The organism is Nostoc sp., assembly GCF_036917455.1.
In the GTDB taxonomy this organism is placed as follows: Bacteria; Cyanobacteriota; Cyanobacteriia; order Cyanobacteriales; family Nostocaceae; genus Nostoc.
Map to the genome: position 1 here is coordinate 36,020 of NZ_JBALDK010000124.1, position 17,881 is coordinate 53,900.

Consider the following 17,881-nt stretch of genomic DNA (forward strand, 5'->3'; position numbering starts at 1 on the left):
ATCCATTACCCATTACCTAATAATTCATAATTACTAATTCGTAATTAGGTTATGGATGAAAATTTAGAACCCATAGAAGTCAGGGACTCGAACCCGGTTTTTAATTACGAATTACGAATTACGAATTAGTAATTATGTTAGTGAGTGATAATAAAGTAACCATATAAAAAGTAAAACATCTAGTACTGTAGGCAACTCAGCAAAAAAGCTTGTAAATACCTTGAGAAAAATAAGTTTTCTCCAACTATGCAAGGAAAATTTTTTCACAAACCAGGGAAAGAAGAGGGGGAACGTGTCCCTCCTGGTCAACACTTGGCTAAAGGTTTCCCCGTATTAACTTACGGTGCAACTCCCCAAGTCAGCACTGAAGAATGGGAGTTTCGAGTTTGGGGTCTGTCAAAACCTGCTACCTTTAGTTGGTCAGACTTTATGGCGCTACCTCAACACGAATTCACAGCAGACTTCCACTGTGTAACGCGCTGGTCTAAGCTTGATGTCAAATGGACTGGCATTAAAGTTACAGATTTCATAGGTCTGATTGAGCTAGACCCGAAAGTAGCCCACATTATGGAACACTGCTATGGCGGCTACACTACCAATATTTCTGTAGAAGATTTTGTCCGTGAAGAAAACTTCTTTGCCTTTAAAGTCTTTGGTGAAGACCTTCTATCTGAACACGGTGGCCCGATGCGGCTAGTTGTTCCCCACCTCTACGCTTGGAAAAGTGCTAAGTGGATTAATGGTTTAGAGTTTTTAGCTGGTGAAGAACTTGGTTTTTGGGAGCGCAATGGCTACCATCGCCGTGGTGAACCCTGGGCTGAGGAGCGTTACAGCAATGCCTTTGGATTTTAAGATTTAGGAGTTATTCAATTTTTGATTTTAAATTTTAGATTTTTCCTTCAATCCAAATTGCGCTAGAAGCACACCAAAGGTGCGACCCAAAATCTAAAATTGGCATAGTTAGGAATTATAAATTTTTATTCCTAACTTCCTAAATTTTTTAACCCAGAAGTTTCTTGATTAGCGGCAATTTGCCCTCATAAGGAGCGTATCGCCATTTTAAATCGAGCCAGAAGGAGTTTTGTAATACACTTTTGTTATGGGAAAAAGTGTCAAAACTAGCTTTTCCGTGATAGTTGCCAATACCGCTATCTCCGACTCCACCAAATGGTAAAGACGAGACACCAACCTGCATCACTGTGTCATTGATACAGACTCCACCAGATGAAGTTTCCTGCAAAACTCGCTTTTGCAGGCTTTTATTTTGAGAAAATAAGTATAACGCCAAGGGTTTAGGTCTAGAGTTAATCAAGGCGATCGCTTCGGCAATGTCAGTATATTCAATAATGGGTAAAATGGGGCCAAAAATCTCTTCCTGCATTACAGAATCTTTCAAAGAGACATTATCAATCACAGTGGGAGCGATATAAAGCTCTGAAGGTTGATTTTTTCCACCGATGATAACTTCACCATCTTTGAGAAAATTAACTAATCTATCAAAGTGTTTTTGACTGATAATCCTAGCATAATCAGGACTGCTTACAGGATTATCACCATAAAACTCTTTTAGGCATTTTTTCAGTCTATCTATTAAATCTTTTTTTATTTTTTGATTAACTAAAAGATAGTCAGGGGCGATACAAGTTTGTCCAGCATTAATAAATTTGCCCCAAGTAATTCGTCTGACAGTGTGTTCAAGATTAATATCACTATCGACGATACAAGGACTTTTGCCACCCAATTCTAAAGTAACTGGTGTGAGATATTTTGCTGCTGCTGCCATGATGATTTTGCCGACGGCTGTGCCACCAGTAAAAAAGATATGGTCAAACTTTTCTGCAAGTAGTTTTTGACTTGCTTCCACGCCTCCTTTAACCACTGCAAGATAAGCTGGGTCAAAATGTTTGGCAATAATTTTAGCAATGACATCAGACGTGTGAGAAGCAATTTCTGAAGGTTTGATAATTGCACAATTTCCGGCTGCGATCGCACCTACTAACGGTGAGATAATTAACTGAAATGGATAGTTCCAAGGGCCAATGATTAAAACAACCCCTAACGGTTCTGGATAAATCATCGCTGAGTAAGAAAAAAAATCAAAGGAAACGGCTGCTTTTTTAGGCTTAGTCCAGGTATTGAGATGTTTTATAGCATAATCAATTTCTTTAACTACGCCTATTTCTGTAAGGTAAGTCTCCAATTGTGGTTTATGTAAATCTGCGTGCAATGCCTCTACTATTGCTTGTTCATGCTCAATTATTGCTTTCTTGAGATTTTTAAGTTGTTCAATGCGAAAAGCGACATCTTTAGTTTTACCTGTTTCAAAAAACTCTCGCTGATTCTGGATAATATCGCCAATCTTAGATAATTCAGTGGTAATCATTGTTTTGTACCCTAAAAAACTATTTTTTTAATGTAGTGCTGCTATCTCAGAGGATTGAATCCGTCAATTTTTAGTGTTTGACTTGCTAATTGGAGTATTTACTTTCAATTCTTGGTAGATATTAGTAAAGTTATAATTTATGAAATATCAGGATAAAATACTCCGTAATTCATAAATTATAATTGCTAATTTTCTCATGTTGTGGTGGGTAAAAGGACAATAAATGCACTACCTTTGCCCAACTCAGAATTCAGCAAAATAATGCCTTGATGTGCTTCGACAATTCGACGAGCAAGGTAGAGTCCTAAGCCACTACCAGAACTCTTGTGACTACCTTGACGAAATCGTTCAAATATGGTGGCTTGTTCTTCACTGGGAATACCTGGGCCAGTATCCGCGATCTCAATGCTAATATATTCAACGGAATTGGGTTTTTCAGATGTGAACTGATGTTGAGAAGTGAAACGAATAGTCACAGACCCGGAATCGGTAAATTTGATTGCATTGCCGATAAGGTTTGTAAATAGACGATGTAATTCTAAGCGATCGCCCATCACTGTGTTTGACTCTTCAGTAAAATCTAAATTTAGCGACAGTTTTTTATCTTGAGCAAGAGGTGCTAATTCTCCAGTCACCTCCTCTAGCAAACGTCCCAGATTAACTGGTTGAAATGCCAAGCTTTTGCGACCAGCTTCAAAACGATAAACTTCTAATAAGGTATTGACCATAGTAAGCAGGTTGATATTACTACGGGCCATGATGGTGATTACTTCGTGCATTTGCGGTGATAATGTCCCCAATGCACCTTGTTGAAATAGCATCAACATGCGATCGGCCGCCACTAAGGGAGTGCGTAAATCATGGGTGAGACGGGAGACAAAATCTTCTCGCTGACGGGCAATTTTATCACGTTCATCCATACTATGCTTCAAACGTAAGAGCGATCGCACTCGTGCCAGCAATTCATCTACTGTTACAGGTTTGCGGATAAAATCATCAGCCCCCAAGTCTAATCCGTGGGCGACGTTGGGCGCATCGTGGGCAGTTATTAGCAATATGGGGATGTATTGCGGCAATTTCATCTCTCCACGAATATGTTTAGTGACTTCGTACCCGTCCATACCTGGCATCATTAGATCCAGCAGAACCAAATCACAAGGAGAAGCTTTCAATTCTGCTAAAGCCGAAATACCATTTTCTGCGGTGCTAATCGTGTAACCTTCTTCTTCCAAAATAGTTTTAATCAAAAACACATTATCAGGAGAGTCATCAACAACCAGAATTTTGTCAGAGCGAGAAGATTGTGAAGTCATATAGATGCAAGGTACGGGGTAAAAGTAAATTTTTGATAAGGCTAGCTGTATTTGTAACAATTTGTCTAGCTATATGTGTGTGAATCCTTCTCTTTTGTTGGCTCAGTCCGAGACTTTAGAGATGTTTTGAGCAAAATCCAATCAAGATAGAGTATGAGAATCTGCATTTTCAGAAAGTGGTTGAGACATTGAAAGCTTTCATCCCTCAGCAGCCATGCCCAAATTTTTTTTCAGCAATAGCACTAGGATAACTTCAATAGATTTCTTGAGAATCAGAGTGATTAATATTTCTAACATTGCGATCGCCTCAGTTGCTTGACTGAATTCAATGTCGCAATTTTGTTTTGTAGTTATTTATTTGACTTGTAGTGACTTGTCTTGACATCTCATGACTTGCCGTAATTCGCTTGAAACACAGGGCACGCTAAACTGAACTTGAAGCCGATTTTACAATAGGTATATGTCGCTACCAAAAGACTTCTTTACACAACTAGAGCAATACAGCGAATTGTCAAATAGAGAAAAGGCAGTTTTTCTGGAAATATTTGGTAATAGCAAGAGCCGAGTTGAAGTTACACAAGCGTTTCACATCTCTGAGAGCAATCTAAGTAGTTGCTTGACAGGTATTTACAAAAAATTCAGTATCAGTGGCAGCGGGCCTGTGAAAGAAACCCGTTTGCGGGAGTATCTACAAAAGCGATATTCTCAGCAGAAACCTTCTGGTAGCTCAACTGCTGAGATTTCAGAAAATGATATTGATGCTGTAGTTCAAGAAATCTGCGAAAAGGTTAAACCCAGCATTAAAGAAAAATGTGGAACCATGCGCGTGTTGGATATGCCTCAACTGATTGAGTTAACTGGAGAGCGAGGTATCTATACCAACGTCAACATTCTAGAGAAAATTACAGGACGTAGGCGACTAGATATCCCTGAACTATTGCAAAACTTTAATCCAGAACACTTTGATCACTTTGGACTCATCCGAGTAACAGAGAAGCGAATATCGGGGCTGGAAGTGGTGCAACGCTACAATAAGCTGATGGTTTTGGGAAAACCCGGAGCAGGTAAGACGACATTTTCAAAGTATTTGGCGATGCAGTGCATTGAAGGAGAGTATTTAACAAACCGAGTTCCCTTATTTATCACCCTTAAGAATTTCTCAGAAGCACCCAAACAGCCAGATGTGTTGAAATATGTTGCTCAACAATTGTCAGGTTTTGGAGTAAAGAATGTCAGCTTCAAAGCAGACAAACTATTGAGACACTGCTAAACTAATGACTCGCTTTTTATGACGGTCAAATAAGCGGTAATTATATGTGTATATCCGTTCGGCAAATTGGCTGTCATATTGCCCTTGGACTTCCACATGAACCAATACCCAAGCTTCTTCTCCATCCAGTAGCAAAACTTTTGCGACTTTATCAACCAAACGCCGCCCAATTTCTGCATCTGGTTCTAGCTGTTGCAGTTCTGTGTCCAGAAATTCATAAGGTCGCACCCAGTCGATTTCGGCATAAGCTTGGATGAAAAAGAATTCTAAAAAGCGGGGAAAATATAGCTCAATGACTTCTTTCCAAGGACTATCGTAATCAGTAAGTTGCTCGGTCATGAATTAAAACAAAAAGTACCTCTGTGCCATTGGTAAAACTGTCGCAGGTTCACAAATTAGCAATTCACCATCAGCCCTGACTTGATATGTTTCTGGATCAACTTCAATGTGAGGTAATGCATCATTCAGCTTCATATCCCGCTTACTCAATTGGCGTGTCCCAGAAACTGCAACTGCTGACTTTTGTAAACCTAGCTGGCTGGGAATTTCTTTCTCTAAAGCTGCTTGGGAAACAAAAGTTAATGATGTGGCATGACGTGCCCCTGCAAAACTACCAAACATCGATCGCATATACACTGGTTGCGGTGTGGGAATACTGGCGTTAGCATCGCCCATTTGCGCCCATGCAATCATCCCGCCTTTAATCACTATCTCTGGTTTCACGCCAAAAAACGCCGATCGCCACAAACATAAATCTGCTAATTTTCCCTCTTCCACTGAACCCACATATTGAGCAATTCCGTGAGCGATCGCAGGATTTATAGTATATTTAGCAACATATCTTTTTGCCCGAAAATTGTCTGCTTTTTGCTCATTTCCTTGTGGGTTAAGGGTTCCTCGCTGTACCTTCATTTTGTGAGATGTCTGCCAGGTGCGAATTATCACTTCGCCTACCCTCCCCATTGCCTGGGAATCGGAAGAAATCATGCTAAATGCGCCTAAGTCGTGCAAAATGTCTTCAGCAGCAATGGTTTCTCGGCGGATGCGAGATTCGGCAAAAGCAACATCTTCAGCGATCGCAGGATCGAGGTGATGGCATACCATCAACATATCCAGGTGTTCATCTAAAGTGTTGAGGGTGTAAGGGCGTGTGGGATTGGTGGAAGATGGTAGAACGTTGGCTTGGCCGCAAACTTTGATAATATCTGGTGCGTGTCCACCCCCTGCGCCTTCGGTGTGGTAAGTGTGGATGACACGATTCTTGAATGCTGCGATCGTATCTTCGACAAATCCGGCTTCGTTCAGGGTATCAGTATGAATGGCTACTTGCACATCATAATCATCAGCAACACTGAGGCAAGTATCAATTGCTGCGGGTGTGGTTCCCCAATCTTCATGAAGTTTTAACCCCATTACACCGGCATTTACTTGTTCTACAAGTCCTTGGGGTTGACTGGTGTTACCTTTGCCCAGAAATCCTAAGTTGACAGGAAAAGCATCAGCAGCTTGCAGCATTCGGTAAATATTCCAAGGGCCGGGGGTGCAGGTAGTGGCATTTGTACCTGTGGCGGGGCCAGTACCACCGCCGATCGTGGTGGTAATACCAGAAGCGATCGCAACTTCAATTTGTTGGGGACAAATAAAATGAATATGGGCATCGATACCGCCAGCAGTGAGAATCATTCCTTCACCAGCTAAAGCTTCGGTTCCGGGGCCGATAATAATATCTACATTATTTTGAATATAAGGATTTCCGGCTTTACCAATTTTGAAAATCTTGCCATCTTTAATGCCGATATCTGCTTTGACAATACCCCACCAATCGAGAATTAAGGCATTAGTAATTACTAAATCTACAGCACCATCGGCGTTAGAAATGGGGGATTGTCCCATTCCATCTCGGATAACTTTACCGCCGCCGAATTTTACTTCATCGCCGTAGGTGGTGAAATCTTGTTCAACTTCAATAAATAATTCTGTGTCTGCAAGTCGGATGCGATCGCCTACTGTTGGTCCATAAGTTTCGGCATAGGCGCGGCGATCCATTCTGTAACTCATTATCTCATTCCTTTTAATTTAAAATATCTGAATCAATTCCTAATTCAGTTCTCCATTCTAATAAAGGTTTATCCCAATGTTCTTCCCACTTTTGCGCTAATAATGGTTTTGCTTTTGAACCCATTGTGTAACCGACAGCTATCTGTTCTAATAAATTAGGGAGAACATCTGGCGCTTTTACGAGGATGGATAATAACCCACCTCCTACTAAGAAAACAGCTAAATTTCTCCGGGTTTGGGCTAATTCAAAAGCTTTAAGACCTAGTTCTCCCAGTCCATCAGTTTTAAAACCTGTAACTACATGCCAAATATCATGAGTCTAACGGCTGCGTAACAGCACATAACTCACATCGTCTTCTACTTGCATTTGACGATAAAAAGCGGGGTCAAAACCAGATTTTTTAATATAAGATGCGTAAGTATATCCTAATGAGTCTTCAGGATATTGCAGTAATACTTCGATATTAGGAGATGGTGCAATATAACGTTCTTTAATCAACAGTGATACTTGCGGTTGAGTTTTTAACCACTCAACAGCTAATAAGCTTGCCTGAGTGTAACGCAACTCATCTTCCAGATTATAAACATAGTCTAGATTAGTTGGTTCTCTAAACAGACACACCATTGATTTCAATATAGTTTTAAAATCACGGCTGATGCGTCGTTGTTCTGCTGTTAACATATAAAATCCTCAATCAATGTCTGAGTCTATTTTAGATTATTGGCAAGTTTCCGTTAATTTGGGCGTTGAAGCCGTAGATTTGGCGAGTACCAACTAAGGGGACTAAAGTTACTTCTTTTTCGTCGCCTGGTTCAAATCTAACTGCCGTTCCTGCGGGGATATCGAGGCGCATTCCTCGCGCTTGTTCTCTGTCAAAATTTAAGGCGGTGTTAACTTCATAAAAGTGATAATGAGAACCGACTTGTATGGGGCGATCGCCTGTATTTGAAACTTGCAATTTTACAGTTGGACGACCAACATTTAGTTCAATTTCACCTGTTGGTGTGATAATTTCCCCAGGAATCATAATAAATTAAAAAATTAACGAATTGGATTATGTACTGTAACTAACTTTGTACCATCAGGAAAAGTAGCTTCAACTTGCACATCATGCACCATTTCTGATATCCCCTCCATTACATCATCCCGCTTTAATAATGTTGTACCATAACTCATTAAGTCAGCTACAGTTTGCCCATCTCTCGCCCCTTCTAAAATAGCAGCAGAAATATAAGCAACTGCTTCGGGATAATTCAGTTTTAAACCCCTTTCCTTACGTCTTTCTGCTAATAAAGCAGCTGTAAAAATCAATAGCTTATCTTTTTCCTGGGGCGTAAGTTGCATTCCTATCTCCTCTGTGTTCTCTGCGCCTCTGCGGTTCATTCAAACCTGCCACACTCTTGGTATACAATTACCACGATTCAAAAAATAAACTCGCAGCAATTGCCAAACATCAATAAACCAGTTTCTCACCTCAGATGTAGAAGAACCGCGATATCGACACAATAATCCATGTTGTAATCGACTAACACCGGCTTCCCCTTCCCCATCCCATAAATTGCGCGTTTTTTCGACAATTTCTGCTGAAACTGTACCACCAATCCAAACGAAACTACCTACTATTGGTTTTCCAGCCAAGCCGTGGGGACTATAGAAAATGTCTTCGCTACCCCATAACCATTGCCGATCGATCCACAAAGGAATACCTTCTTGCCAAATTTCGGTGTGCGATCGCCATTCTCCTTGTAAGAATTTTTCTCCCCTAGCACTGCGACCAAATCGGGTAATTTCCCAGCCTAACCAACTGCCCCCGGTTGCTAATTCTACCCGTAAATCTTGCCGATAAATCGCACCGTTAAATAAAATTGTCTCTTGCGGCAACCATTCTAAACAAGCACCAGCATCAACTTGCATCTGGATGCTTTGTCTAGCTTGCAAGCCATTACTGCGATATATCTTGCTTGCAGCAGCTGTAGTGATTAAGGCTTGGGTTTGGGGTTGGAGGTGGATGTTAGAGGATAAGCGATCGCCTCCTACCATTCCCCCAGCCGTGTGTAAAATGACGCTATGACAAACTTTTTCCCCTTCTGGATAGAATGGGCGCTGTACCTTCAGGGGCGCTTGGTGGCGATCGTAAATTAATTGGGTTACACCTTGGTGATTGGCATAGACTAAATCAAGTTTGCCGTGCCAACCTTCTGCTATTTGTGAGTTGCAGGTCATTTATGAATTCAAGATGAAAGTTCAGATACCTTATATGTATTTAATGCATTCTTTGCTACTTTATCTGCAATTTATCATGATTTTTTTGCCAAGATTACATAATCATCTAATGTATAATGTAATTGATGTTTCTTACCCAAATACTGTTGGACTATTGGACTCATATATAGTTGTTTTGGTAATTTATCTCGAGCAAACTTACCAAATTCAGCAACAGCCAAAGGTTTTCTTGAACCTGTTGAAGTTAGATATTTATACCAGACTAACTCCAACCCCAATTCCGCCAGAATTTTATGCACTACATTTTCTTCCTGCTCTTGGTTTTCAACTTGGTGAACATCGTAAGTTTTGAATAACTTTTTATCTTGCACAATTAGCAGAATATAACCTGAGCTTTTTAAGCTAGTAGCAAATATTTGTTTGTAAGTATTATTAGCTTCAAACCTCTTAGCTGGATCTGCAAATAAGCAGTGGGAAATTACGATAAAGTCGAAAAAGTCTTTAGGTAAATTATTTGATTGATTTTTCCAATTAAAAATATCAGTAGTTACAAAACGGAAATAAGCATTCACTGTAGTTAGGCGCGACTCTATATATCGTCGCCAAAACTGAAGTCCACGAAACTGGAAGGCATCTTGTTTTTCTAAAGAGTAGTATGATATGTGCATTTGCGGGATATCAAAAAAACCGCTACTACTTTGGAGAAATAAAGCTAAACCATAAGCAATAGTTCCTGGGCCTGCTGCAATATCAAGGATATTAACCTTGCTTAGTAGTAAAGCATCCTGGTAAATCAGAAACCAAGCTAAATATGTGCAATATACATTTTCTAAAAAATACTTCATAAAATAGACATGAGGAGTTAGACTAAAACGATAGTCTGGATCTTGTCCAATTTTTAAGTTATTAATATCCTCAAGAGCATCTTCTAACTTAATAAATAACTCTTTGTCAGAAATTCTACTAAATTCTTCTTTGAGATATTCAACTAGGCTTGATTCAAAGTCATCAAATATACGTTCATCAATTCCAGTAGATTGTAGTTTGTATTCATCGTGCTGGATTAAATTAAAAAATTTATAGATATATTTAACAAATGCCTCATCTGGCATTAAGACTAAATTATCTTTTTGCTTGGATTTTTCGGTTAGTTGTTGACTTAACGTTTCTGTTTGCCGTTTATATTCTTGGGAATAACGTTCAAGTTGAAGTTTATCTCTAAATAGTTTTTCTAACCATGAGAATCTTGCACCTGATTTTTGAATCTCTTGTAATAATTGGACTGCACGTTGGATATCACCACGTTTTAAAGATAATTTTAACTGCTGACTTCGCCACCAATTTTTGATAGGATTATTCATAACCAAATCCTTCTTTGCCTTCCATAATTTCTACACCGGGAAGCTGAGAAACTAATTTTTCCTTAAATTTCATATAGCTTAATTTCTCATCCTCATACCACCAAGCGTATTTTTGCTTAATTTCTTCGGCTTCTTGACGAGTTGATGCTACAAAAGAACGATTCTGACTCGTAGAATGGAAAGCTTGAATTACAACTCTATCGGCGATGGCTAGTTTTTTAATAAAAGCAGCTTCATCAGTTGGGAAAGTAGGAAGAAGAGGGGTAACAGTGATAGAAATTTTAGGAAGAAAACCTTTGAGACGATCGATACTTTGTTTAATCTTAGCGATGGCATTTAGTCTGGCTTTAATACTAGGCGATCGCGGTTCAAAATCTGTTCTCACTAATTCGCTACCAGTGGGAATGCTCATATTAATTCGCAATCGCTGAAATCGTTGTAAATAATCAATATCTCTAACAATAATTGGGCTACGAGTTTGAATTACTAATGTTGGACGATAATCAATCATGACTTCTAACAAGCTACGAGTTAGTTGATGTTTAGACTCTAGTGGTTGATAAGGATCTGTAACGCTACTCATGTAAATTCTAGGAGGCTGATGAGGATTTTTTTGATACCATTTATCTAACTCTTTAACTAAAATTTCAGTAGCATTTTCTTTAAAAATTACCCATTTACCCCAATCTTGGCGCATTTGCGAATTAGGGCTAAATGCTGCCGCATAGCAATAACTACAACCGTATTGACAACCGCGATAAGGATTCAGAGTAAAATCATAAGCAGCAATAAAGCCTGTAGCTTTTGTTAAGAGTGATTTAGCATTTTGTGCATAAACATTGACATCTCCAAACTTTTCTCGGACTAATTTGGTAGGAGTGCATTCGCAATAACCTTCATATTTTGGTTGTGCCATCTGATTTGTGATATTTATTGAGATTTGGGCTTTTGAGATGCTATGAATTGCCATCTCTACAAGTATTTGTATTATGTTATGATTCCCATTTTTCTTTTTAACAGAACTTCCGCCAAAAAATAGCCTAAACCCTTATTATGTGGTAGGGGAAATTTATGAATTTGTCCCTACGGTGCGAAACCCGATCGCTATTTATTCGCTAACTGGAATAACCACGTACAAGAATGGGCCGACTCCAATAAAGCAGGCCCAAAGCAGTATGCATTCTCTCATTGTCTGCGTTTCTACCCTGTGGGAAGGTGTAGCGCATCTGCGGTTAAAAATCTTTCACAAATTCCGTCAAGAATCTAAATGCCTTCAAAATATAACTAGCACAATCTCTAGGAGAAGTGTTGTAAAACGATCGCCACGCACTCGCCTTATCTTCATCATAGCGATCGCTGCGATGAGTATGATTCTCTAACCACGCCAATCGGACTGCATGGCCGATTAACACATCCAACACGATATACTCTTCGATTTGCAGCTTGGGATTATTAGCTGCGATCGCTCCTAATTCGATTAATGCTTCAATATTAACTTGGCGGTATTCTGAGGCTTCGATTTTATTCAGCAAATGCTCAACCAACAGAGCAAAATTTCTTTCCCCGGCTGTCATTTCTGACAGCATAACTTCACTATCTAAACGATTGCGCCGCTCTAGTTTATCGCCAATTACTAGACCTTTGCAATGTTGCATTAATAGCCAAACCTGCTTAAAAAATTCTTTTGGTACGCGCCCCGTCACACCCTCAGCTTGGCGAAACCGCCGCCAACCGTCTGGTGGGACTTCTATTCCTTCGGCGATTCCTGGTAAAACCACCCAAGCAATATCACTTTCTTTTTGTTTGACGTGCAGTGATTCTTGCTGGCGTAACAGGTTACTCATGCCAGTATATCCAGTTAATACTTGACGCAAGCGCATTTTGACTTCAAAGGGTGAAAGTTGCATTAAGTGATCATAAGCTTCATCTTGAGTGACGTGTAAATCCCGCGCTAGTTCGCTGGTTATTAATAAGATGAGATAGCCGACTCTCAACGTTAGTAGTCCTTGAAATAGTTCGGGTTCCGAGTGAATTAAGATGCCAACATAGATTAAAATCTCTTGAGTGAGGACGCGATCGCGGATATCCTCACGACAAAAGTGATTAATTTTATCGGCAATTTCATCGTGAGACATGGGTACGGTAATCAAGGACGCTTCACTGTAAGCTTTACCTACAGCAATTTGCTTACCCCGCACCAAAATACTCGTTACTGCATCTGATAGGCTGATATCAACCATTTGGCGTAACCCCGCAGCCCGACGCACTACCGCCCAAATACCTAAATCTCCAGCTTTTGTGTAAACTTCATCGAGTAAATCGCCTACAGTGACAGGATATCCTGGACCACCATACCCAGTATCAAATTTCATTCCCTGCAAGCGAGTTAAAGTTTGCAATAACTCAATTTGCTCGTAAATATTCTCTGATCCACGCAAATAAGAAAGTAATAACCCAAAGTTGGTTTCATACTCCATCTGAAATTCTTGAGTATGTCCTAAGCGCCAGTTTTTCTCAGGATGATGAGCCAAATAATAGCAACGTGGGCTAGCATTTTTGACTGGCGATCGCAAAAATTCTGCATTTGGGAGAAAATCAATTCTTTGGATTCCAGCCGTCAGCATTAATTGATTTAGCCGCCCTAATTTTACCCGCACTCCGTTACAAACACCATCTTTCAGTTCTTGCATCAATTCTAGTAATGCTTCCGAACCGACTTCTAACATGGTGTGCGTCAACATTAAAGTCAAAGTCGGACGGCCTAAATCGCTCCAATATTTTTGAATGTAAGCTAGTTCGCTTCTAATTTGATCCAGCAGAAAATGGTAATCAAGGGTTAAGTAAAACTGTTGAGAGTCGGAGAATGAAGGTAAAAACACAATTGTTTCACCGCGAATCCGAAAGATTCTCGATGTTGTTAAACTTCGCAGCCGTCGCACAGGCCGCCCAGTTAAACTAAGTTTGTCATTACGTCCAATTTGGGTATAAATAGCTGAGAATTCTCCCGCTTTTCTCACCTGAATCGGTTCGACTTGGGTAGGCGTTTGTGTTTCAATACCGTGAACTTCTAGTTTTTTCTGTAAATCTTCATCTTCTGCTAATAAAGCAATTTGTACTAACGATTCACGCTGTTTTCCTACACACAAATGTCTTCCTAAAGGGTCGATATCACCAACCGCCAGTAACCTTTCACTCAACATTTGACTGAGAAAGTATAAACTTTGCGCCCACACCAAGGGAATATTTTCATTAGGCAAACGGAGTTGGGTTTGAGGTGCTAACTTTTCGGCTTCTATGTTTTCGGCTGGGACGTAATAAAGTTCTGGCAGTAAATGCAAACCATCTTGTTCTATAAGTAATGATTCTAAAAGTTGTTGGTATTTTTCAACTTGTTCTTGTTCGCCGCGAAATAATCCATCTAGAACTAAATAAGTGAAAAATAACGGCCATTCGCATTCAATATGCTCAAATTGCTTGAGTTCCCACGGTTCGTAGTGTAAGCGATGATTATCTTCTGAAACGGTTTGGTGTCCATCACGCAGGAAGCGTTTGCAGCCGTATTTACCTGCGAGTTTGTTGATGATATCGTTTAAAGTGCGATCGCGTAACTCCAAATCTTCCACTGCAAAGGCAGGATAACTAATAATACTCAACAATGCCGCATCAATTTCTTTGGAACCAGATTCTCTCGGTAATAGAGATTCTAAAGTAATCCGGGCGCGGGCGATTTCATCTGGTAATACGTGAATTACCGATGCTTGACTACCATGCACACCAAACAAATCTAGTCCGTTGATAGCTTCTAAAGCCGCTTTTGCCATGCCTACAGAACTGGCATTTAATTCAGCACTACCACGATTAATTTTATTACCACGTTCCCAAATGCCGTAATCTGGTGTGCGGTAAGCTCGTCCAATGTAGTAAACCAAATTTTGGACGAAATTCACTTCATCAATGGTATAAATGATTTGCAATCCCCCAGCCGTCATTTGCCCCAACATCAACAAAAATATAGATGTGGCATCAAGTTGCAAATGTCCCCATTCGTCATCACCAACAACAATGTCGCCAGTTGCGGTATTATATTTGGCGTGCAGTCCATCTAGTAGCGACTGAGTATGTTTAAATGTCTCTACTTTATGAGCCTGTCGCATCATCGCAAACAACAACCCGCGCATCAATTTGATGACACTGTGTTCTAGTTCATAAGTGCGTCCTTCATCGTTGTCAATCTTGCGGTATGCCAGTCCTAAACCCCAAACTGCCAAAATGCTGTAAACGTTATCTCGCACCCAGGCATCAGTATAATCGCCGTGGGCTGTAATCGCAGTACTTGCAGGTAGTAAACCCGTAATCGGATTCTGCCGAGTCAGGATAATTGTCTTGATTTGCTGGTAGTAATAGTCCAGACGAGCTAGCAATTCGGTAGATGTTTTCATGATTTGGTTCAGAACTAGTTGCAAAATTCGAGCCTGTGACTCTAAACCAAGCCAGAACAAGTTCTGTAATGGTTGATGGGACAACAGCTAAGGGTGGTGTGAGTTTATTATTATCTCGTGTTAATAAACTTCTGGGTACTGAATTTTAGCGATCGCAAACTAAAACATGATATTTGTTCAAGTATTTACATATTAATTGTAATATTTTATACCTAAATTTATAGTTTTTTAAGGCCCAACAAATTCTTTTTGTTGATAGTTCACGTTAGATAAACGAGTACTAATTTCAGTTTAATTACGTGTATGTTGGTAACTCTTATCGGTTACAGTAAGTTCTAATTTGGAAATAAAATATAGGAATCCGATTTGATTTATGAAAAAATCAAGTATGTGTAGGGTGTGTTATCGCGTAGCATAACGCACCATAACCATTAGATGCTGTGTTATACCTCTGGCTAACGCACCTACTGGAGTGTTTCAGCTAAAATAGGGCAATAGAACAGCCCAGATGAGGACATCTACATGGGAAGAGGTCGGCTAGAGAAAGTTCATCTAACAGTGGCACAAAGAGAAAACCTAGAACAAATCAGTCGTAATGGTTATGCAAGTGCCAAAAAAATCCTACACGCTCGTATTTTTCTGATGTGTGATGAAGGGAAACAAGCTGATAGGAAAATGGACAGATGAAGAAATTGGCGCAGCTTTACAGATCGCTTAACATCGAAAGTGGTGTTTGGTTGATTTGAAATTCTTCATCTTCTTCATCCTCCCCAGCTTCTGAAAGCACTGGATTTGGTAGAAATAGAGTGAACTGACTACCCTTTCCCAAAATAGATGTAAAGGTCACATCGCCACCATGCAAACGCGCTAATTTGCGTGTTAAAGCTAAACCCAAACCAGTGCCTTCGTACTGCCGATTTAAGCTACTGTCAAGCTGTTTAAATGGTTCAAATATAAATTTAAACTGACTTGGTTCTATACCAATTCCAGTATCTGAAACTGTAAAGGTTATTCCTGATGGGACTTTTTTCACTACTAGCGATATATTGCCGACGGGAGTGAATTTAATCGCATTGGTGAGCAAATTTAGTAGCATTTGCTTGCTGCGCCGCTCATCAGCAATACAAATATTCTCTGGGAGATCAATTTTACAGGTAAGTTGTAACCCCTTTTCTGCGGCGCGATCGCGCACTGTCCAGATGGCATAATTACATAAATCTGACACTGGCAAAGGTGATAGTAACAATTCCTCTTTACCTGCTTCTACCTTAGATAAATCAAGGATATCGTTAATCATTGCCAGCAAATGCTCACCACTACTATATATACAACTTACATATTCGTTCTGTTTTTCATTGAGAGAGCCAACTATTTCTTGTTGCAGTAGTTGTGACAAGCCCATAATCGCATTCAGAGGTGTCCGCAACTCATGGCTCATAGTTGCTAAAAATTCACTTTTTGCCCGACTAGCAGCTTCTGCTACTTCTTGAGAGGCACGCAGTTTCAACTCTGTTTCCTTGCGTTCAGTAATATCCTCAATCATCGCTAGAAAAAACTCAGGTTCACCATTGCTGTCTGGTATAACAGAAACAGAGATATGAGTCCAAACTAAGCTACCATTTTGATGCAAGCAGCGTCTTTCCATCTCAATGTGATGTCTTTCGACAAACTGTTCTTGATGTTTGGAGGATTGGAAGCCTAACTTGGAAGTTTTCGCTGAGTTTGTACGAATTCCTGACATTAGTTGTTTGTAAAGTTTTAAATCCCCCTTTTGTATAGAAATGTAATCTGTAAAGCGCTTGCCATATAGTTCTTCCCGGCTGTATCCTAAAATCTCACACAGTACCGGATTGGTATCAACTATCTGGGCTTTCATATCTATAAGTCCAATACCGATAGAAGAACGCTCAAAAATCGCTCGGAATTGCGCCTCACTCTGTCGCAATGCTTCCTGTACAATATTTCGCTCGCTTGCTTCTATAGCCAAAGTCACGAAATCTGCTATTGAGCCAGCAAAAGTCTCTTCTTCTGAAGTCCATTGGCGACTTTCGCCTATATGTTCGTGGCAGACTACGCCTACTAAAAGACCCTCTAGCCAAATCGCTGCATTTAGCACGGATGTGATGCCCAAAACAGAAAGATAAGACTTGGATAATTCTTGGGTTCTTGTATCGTTTCTGGCATCATCTGCGGCAATAGTGCGTTCCTCTTCTAAAGCCTGGAAATAAGCTGGATAATTTTCTTGTGAAAGCGAGTTACCAAAGCTATGCTCTTTGGTGCTTGTGTCGTATAAGTCAATACATTCAATTTTTGAGCGTTCTTCATTATATAACCACACCCCGACTCGCTTTACTAAGAGTGTCTGAGCAGCAGTTTCTGTAATCTCTCTTAATACTGCATTAAGATTTCCTTGTTGAAAAGTCTTGCTTCTTGCCAGTTGCACCAGTGTTTTGCTTTGTTTTCGCCGACTATTTTCTCTAATTTGTAAAGCCTCTTGGGCGTACTTTTGCTCTGTAATATCTCTAGTTGACACCACCTGCATTACTTGACCTCAAGAAGAAATAATTTTACCTTAGAGTTCTACGGAAAAAGTAGAACTATCTTTGTATAAATACAATTTCTTAGTATGGTTTTTCATAACCGGAGAAAACATTTTGTTTCATCAAATCTTCTTATTCTGAATAGCGAGTTTCAAACTAGATTTTGCTATAGCAATCCTAGATCGTTACTGAGGGATAAGATCCTCGACTTCTTTAAAAAGTAGGGGATCTGTCACTTTCAATTTTCATAAATCAAATATAATTACAATAGTTAATTTTAATACTTTATGCAA

At 39.9% G+C, this 17,881-nt stretch carries 15 protein-coding genes and 1 pseudogene; 3 read left to right on the forward strand and 13 right to left on the reverse strand.

The genetic code is table 11. The features are described 5' to 3' along the window. The first annotated feature begins 246 nt into the window (after positions 1 to 246). Complete coding sequence (locus tag V7K42_RS13185; protein ID WP_334916799.1) at positions 247 to 852, forward strand: sulfite oxidase-like oxidoreductase; 606 nt, start codon at positions 247 to 249, stop codon at positions 850 to 852. Positions 853 to 1,000: 148 nt separating this feature from the next. On the opposite strand, the gene V7K42_RS13190 is transcribed toward V7K42_RS13185, so the two are convergent. After that, positions 1,001 to 2,383, reverse strand: a complete 1,383-nt coding sequence (locus tag V7K42_RS13190) for an aldehyde dehydrogenase (protein WP_334916801.1) — start codon at positions 2,381 to 2,383, stop codon at positions 1,001 to 1,003. Positions 2,384 to 2,577: 194 nt separating this feature from the next. Continuing rightward, positions 2,578 to 3,696, reverse strand: coding sequence for a hybrid sensor histidine kinase/response regulator (locus V7K42_RS13195; RefSeq protein WP_334916803.1), 1,119 nt, complete (start codon positions 3,694 to 3,696; stop codon positions 2,578 to 2,580). 460 nt (positions 3,697 to 4,156) lie between these two features. On the opposite strand from V7K42_RS13195, the gene V7K42_RS13200 reads away from it, so the two are divergent. After that, positions 4,157 to 4,966, forward strand: a complete 810-nt coding sequence (locus V7K42_RS13200; RefSeq protein ID WP_334916805.1) for an NACHT domain-containing protein — start codon at positions 4,157 to 4,159, stop codon at positions 4,964 to 4,966. Here the strand turns inward: V7K42_RS13200 and V7K42_RS13205 are convergent. From V7K42_RS13205 to V7K42_RS13250, 10 genes are all read right to left on the reverse strand, one after another. After that, positions 4,949 to 5,305 (reverse strand): hypothetical protein, encoded by a 357-nt coding sequence (locus tag V7K42_RS13205; protein ID WP_334916807.1) that lies wholly within the window; start codon positions 5,303 to 5,305, stop codon positions 4,949 to 4,951. The two genes, V7K42_RS13200 and V7K42_RS13205, sit on opposite strands and share 18 nt — an antisense overlap. 3 nt (positions 5,306 to 5,308) lie before the next feature. Next, positions 5,309 to 7,024, reverse strand: coding sequence for an urease subunit alpha (gene ureC / locus V7K42_RS13210; RefSeq protein ID WP_334916809.1), 1,716 nt, complete (start codon positions 7,022 to 7,024; stop codon positions 5,309 to 5,311). Positions 7,025 to 7,037: 13 nt separating this feature from the next. Further along, a complete protein-coding gene (locus V7K42_RS13215) occupies positions 7,038 to 7,334 on the reverse strand; it encodes a Coq4 family protein (protein ID WP_334916827.1) in 297 nt (98 codons plus the stop codon). A gap of 9 nt (positions 7,335 to 7,343) precedes the next feature. Beyond that, entirely contained in the window at positions 7,344 to 7,706 is a 363-nt protein-coding gene (locus V7K42_RS13220; RefSeq protein ID WP_334916811.1) for a hypothetical protein, read from the reverse strand. 31 nt (positions 7,707 to 7,737) lie between these two features. Beyond that, on the reverse strand, positions 7,738 to 8,052 hold the full coding sequence (locus V7K42_RS13225) for an urease subunit beta (RefSeq protein WP_334916813.1): 315 nt from the start codon (positions 8,050 to 8,052) through the stop codon (positions 7,738 to 7,740). Between the two features lie 14 nt (positions 8,053 to 8,066). After that, entirely contained in the window at positions 8,067 to 8,369 is a 303-nt protein-coding gene (ureA, locus tag V7K42_RS13230; RefSeq protein WP_334916815.1) for an urease subunit gamma, read from the reverse strand. Between the two features lie 39 nt (positions 8,370 to 8,408). Next, entirely contained in the window at positions 8,409 to 9,248 is an 840-nt protein-coding gene (locus V7K42_RS13235) for an urease accessory protein UreD (RefSeq protein WP_334916817.1), read from the reverse strand. Positions 9,249 to 9,322: 74 nt separating this feature from the next. After that, positions 9,323 to 10,609 (reverse strand): photosystem II assembly protein, encoded by a 1,287-nt coding sequence (locus tag V7K42_RS13240; protein WP_334916819.1) that lies wholly within the window; start codon positions 10,607 to 10,609, stop codon positions 9,323 to 9,325. After that, entirely contained in the window at positions 10,602 to 11,525 is a 924-nt protein-coding gene (locus V7K42_RS13245; RefSeq protein ID WP_334916821.1) for an SPL family radical SAM protein, read from the reverse strand. Before V7K42_RS13245 ends, V7K42_RS13240 begins: the two co-directional genes overlap by 8 nt. A 316-nt stretch (positions 11,526 to 11,841) precedes the next feature. After that, a complete protein-coding gene (locus tag V7K42_RS13250) occupies positions 11,842 to 15,048 on the reverse strand; it encodes a glycoside hydrolase family 15 protein (RefSeq protein WP_334916823.1) in 3,207 nt (1,068 codons plus the stop codon). A gap of 522 nt (positions 15,049 to 15,570) precedes the next feature. Between V7K42_RS13250 and V7K42_RS13255 the strand changes: the two are divergent. Beyond that, positions 15,571 to 15,760, forward strand: a pseudogene (locus tag V7K42_RS13255) (IS630-like element ISMae25 family transposase); the annotation flags it as partial. Here V7K42_RS13255 and V7K42_RS13260 read toward each other — a convergent pair. Next, entirely contained in the window at positions 15,752 to 17,590 is a 1,839-nt protein-coding gene (locus tag V7K42_RS13260; protein ID WP_334916825.1) for a sensor histidine kinase, read from the reverse strand. The pseudogene V7K42_RS13255 and the gene V7K42_RS13260 overlap by 9 nt on opposite strands. Between the last annotated feature and the right edge of the window lie 291 nt (positions 17,591 to 17,881).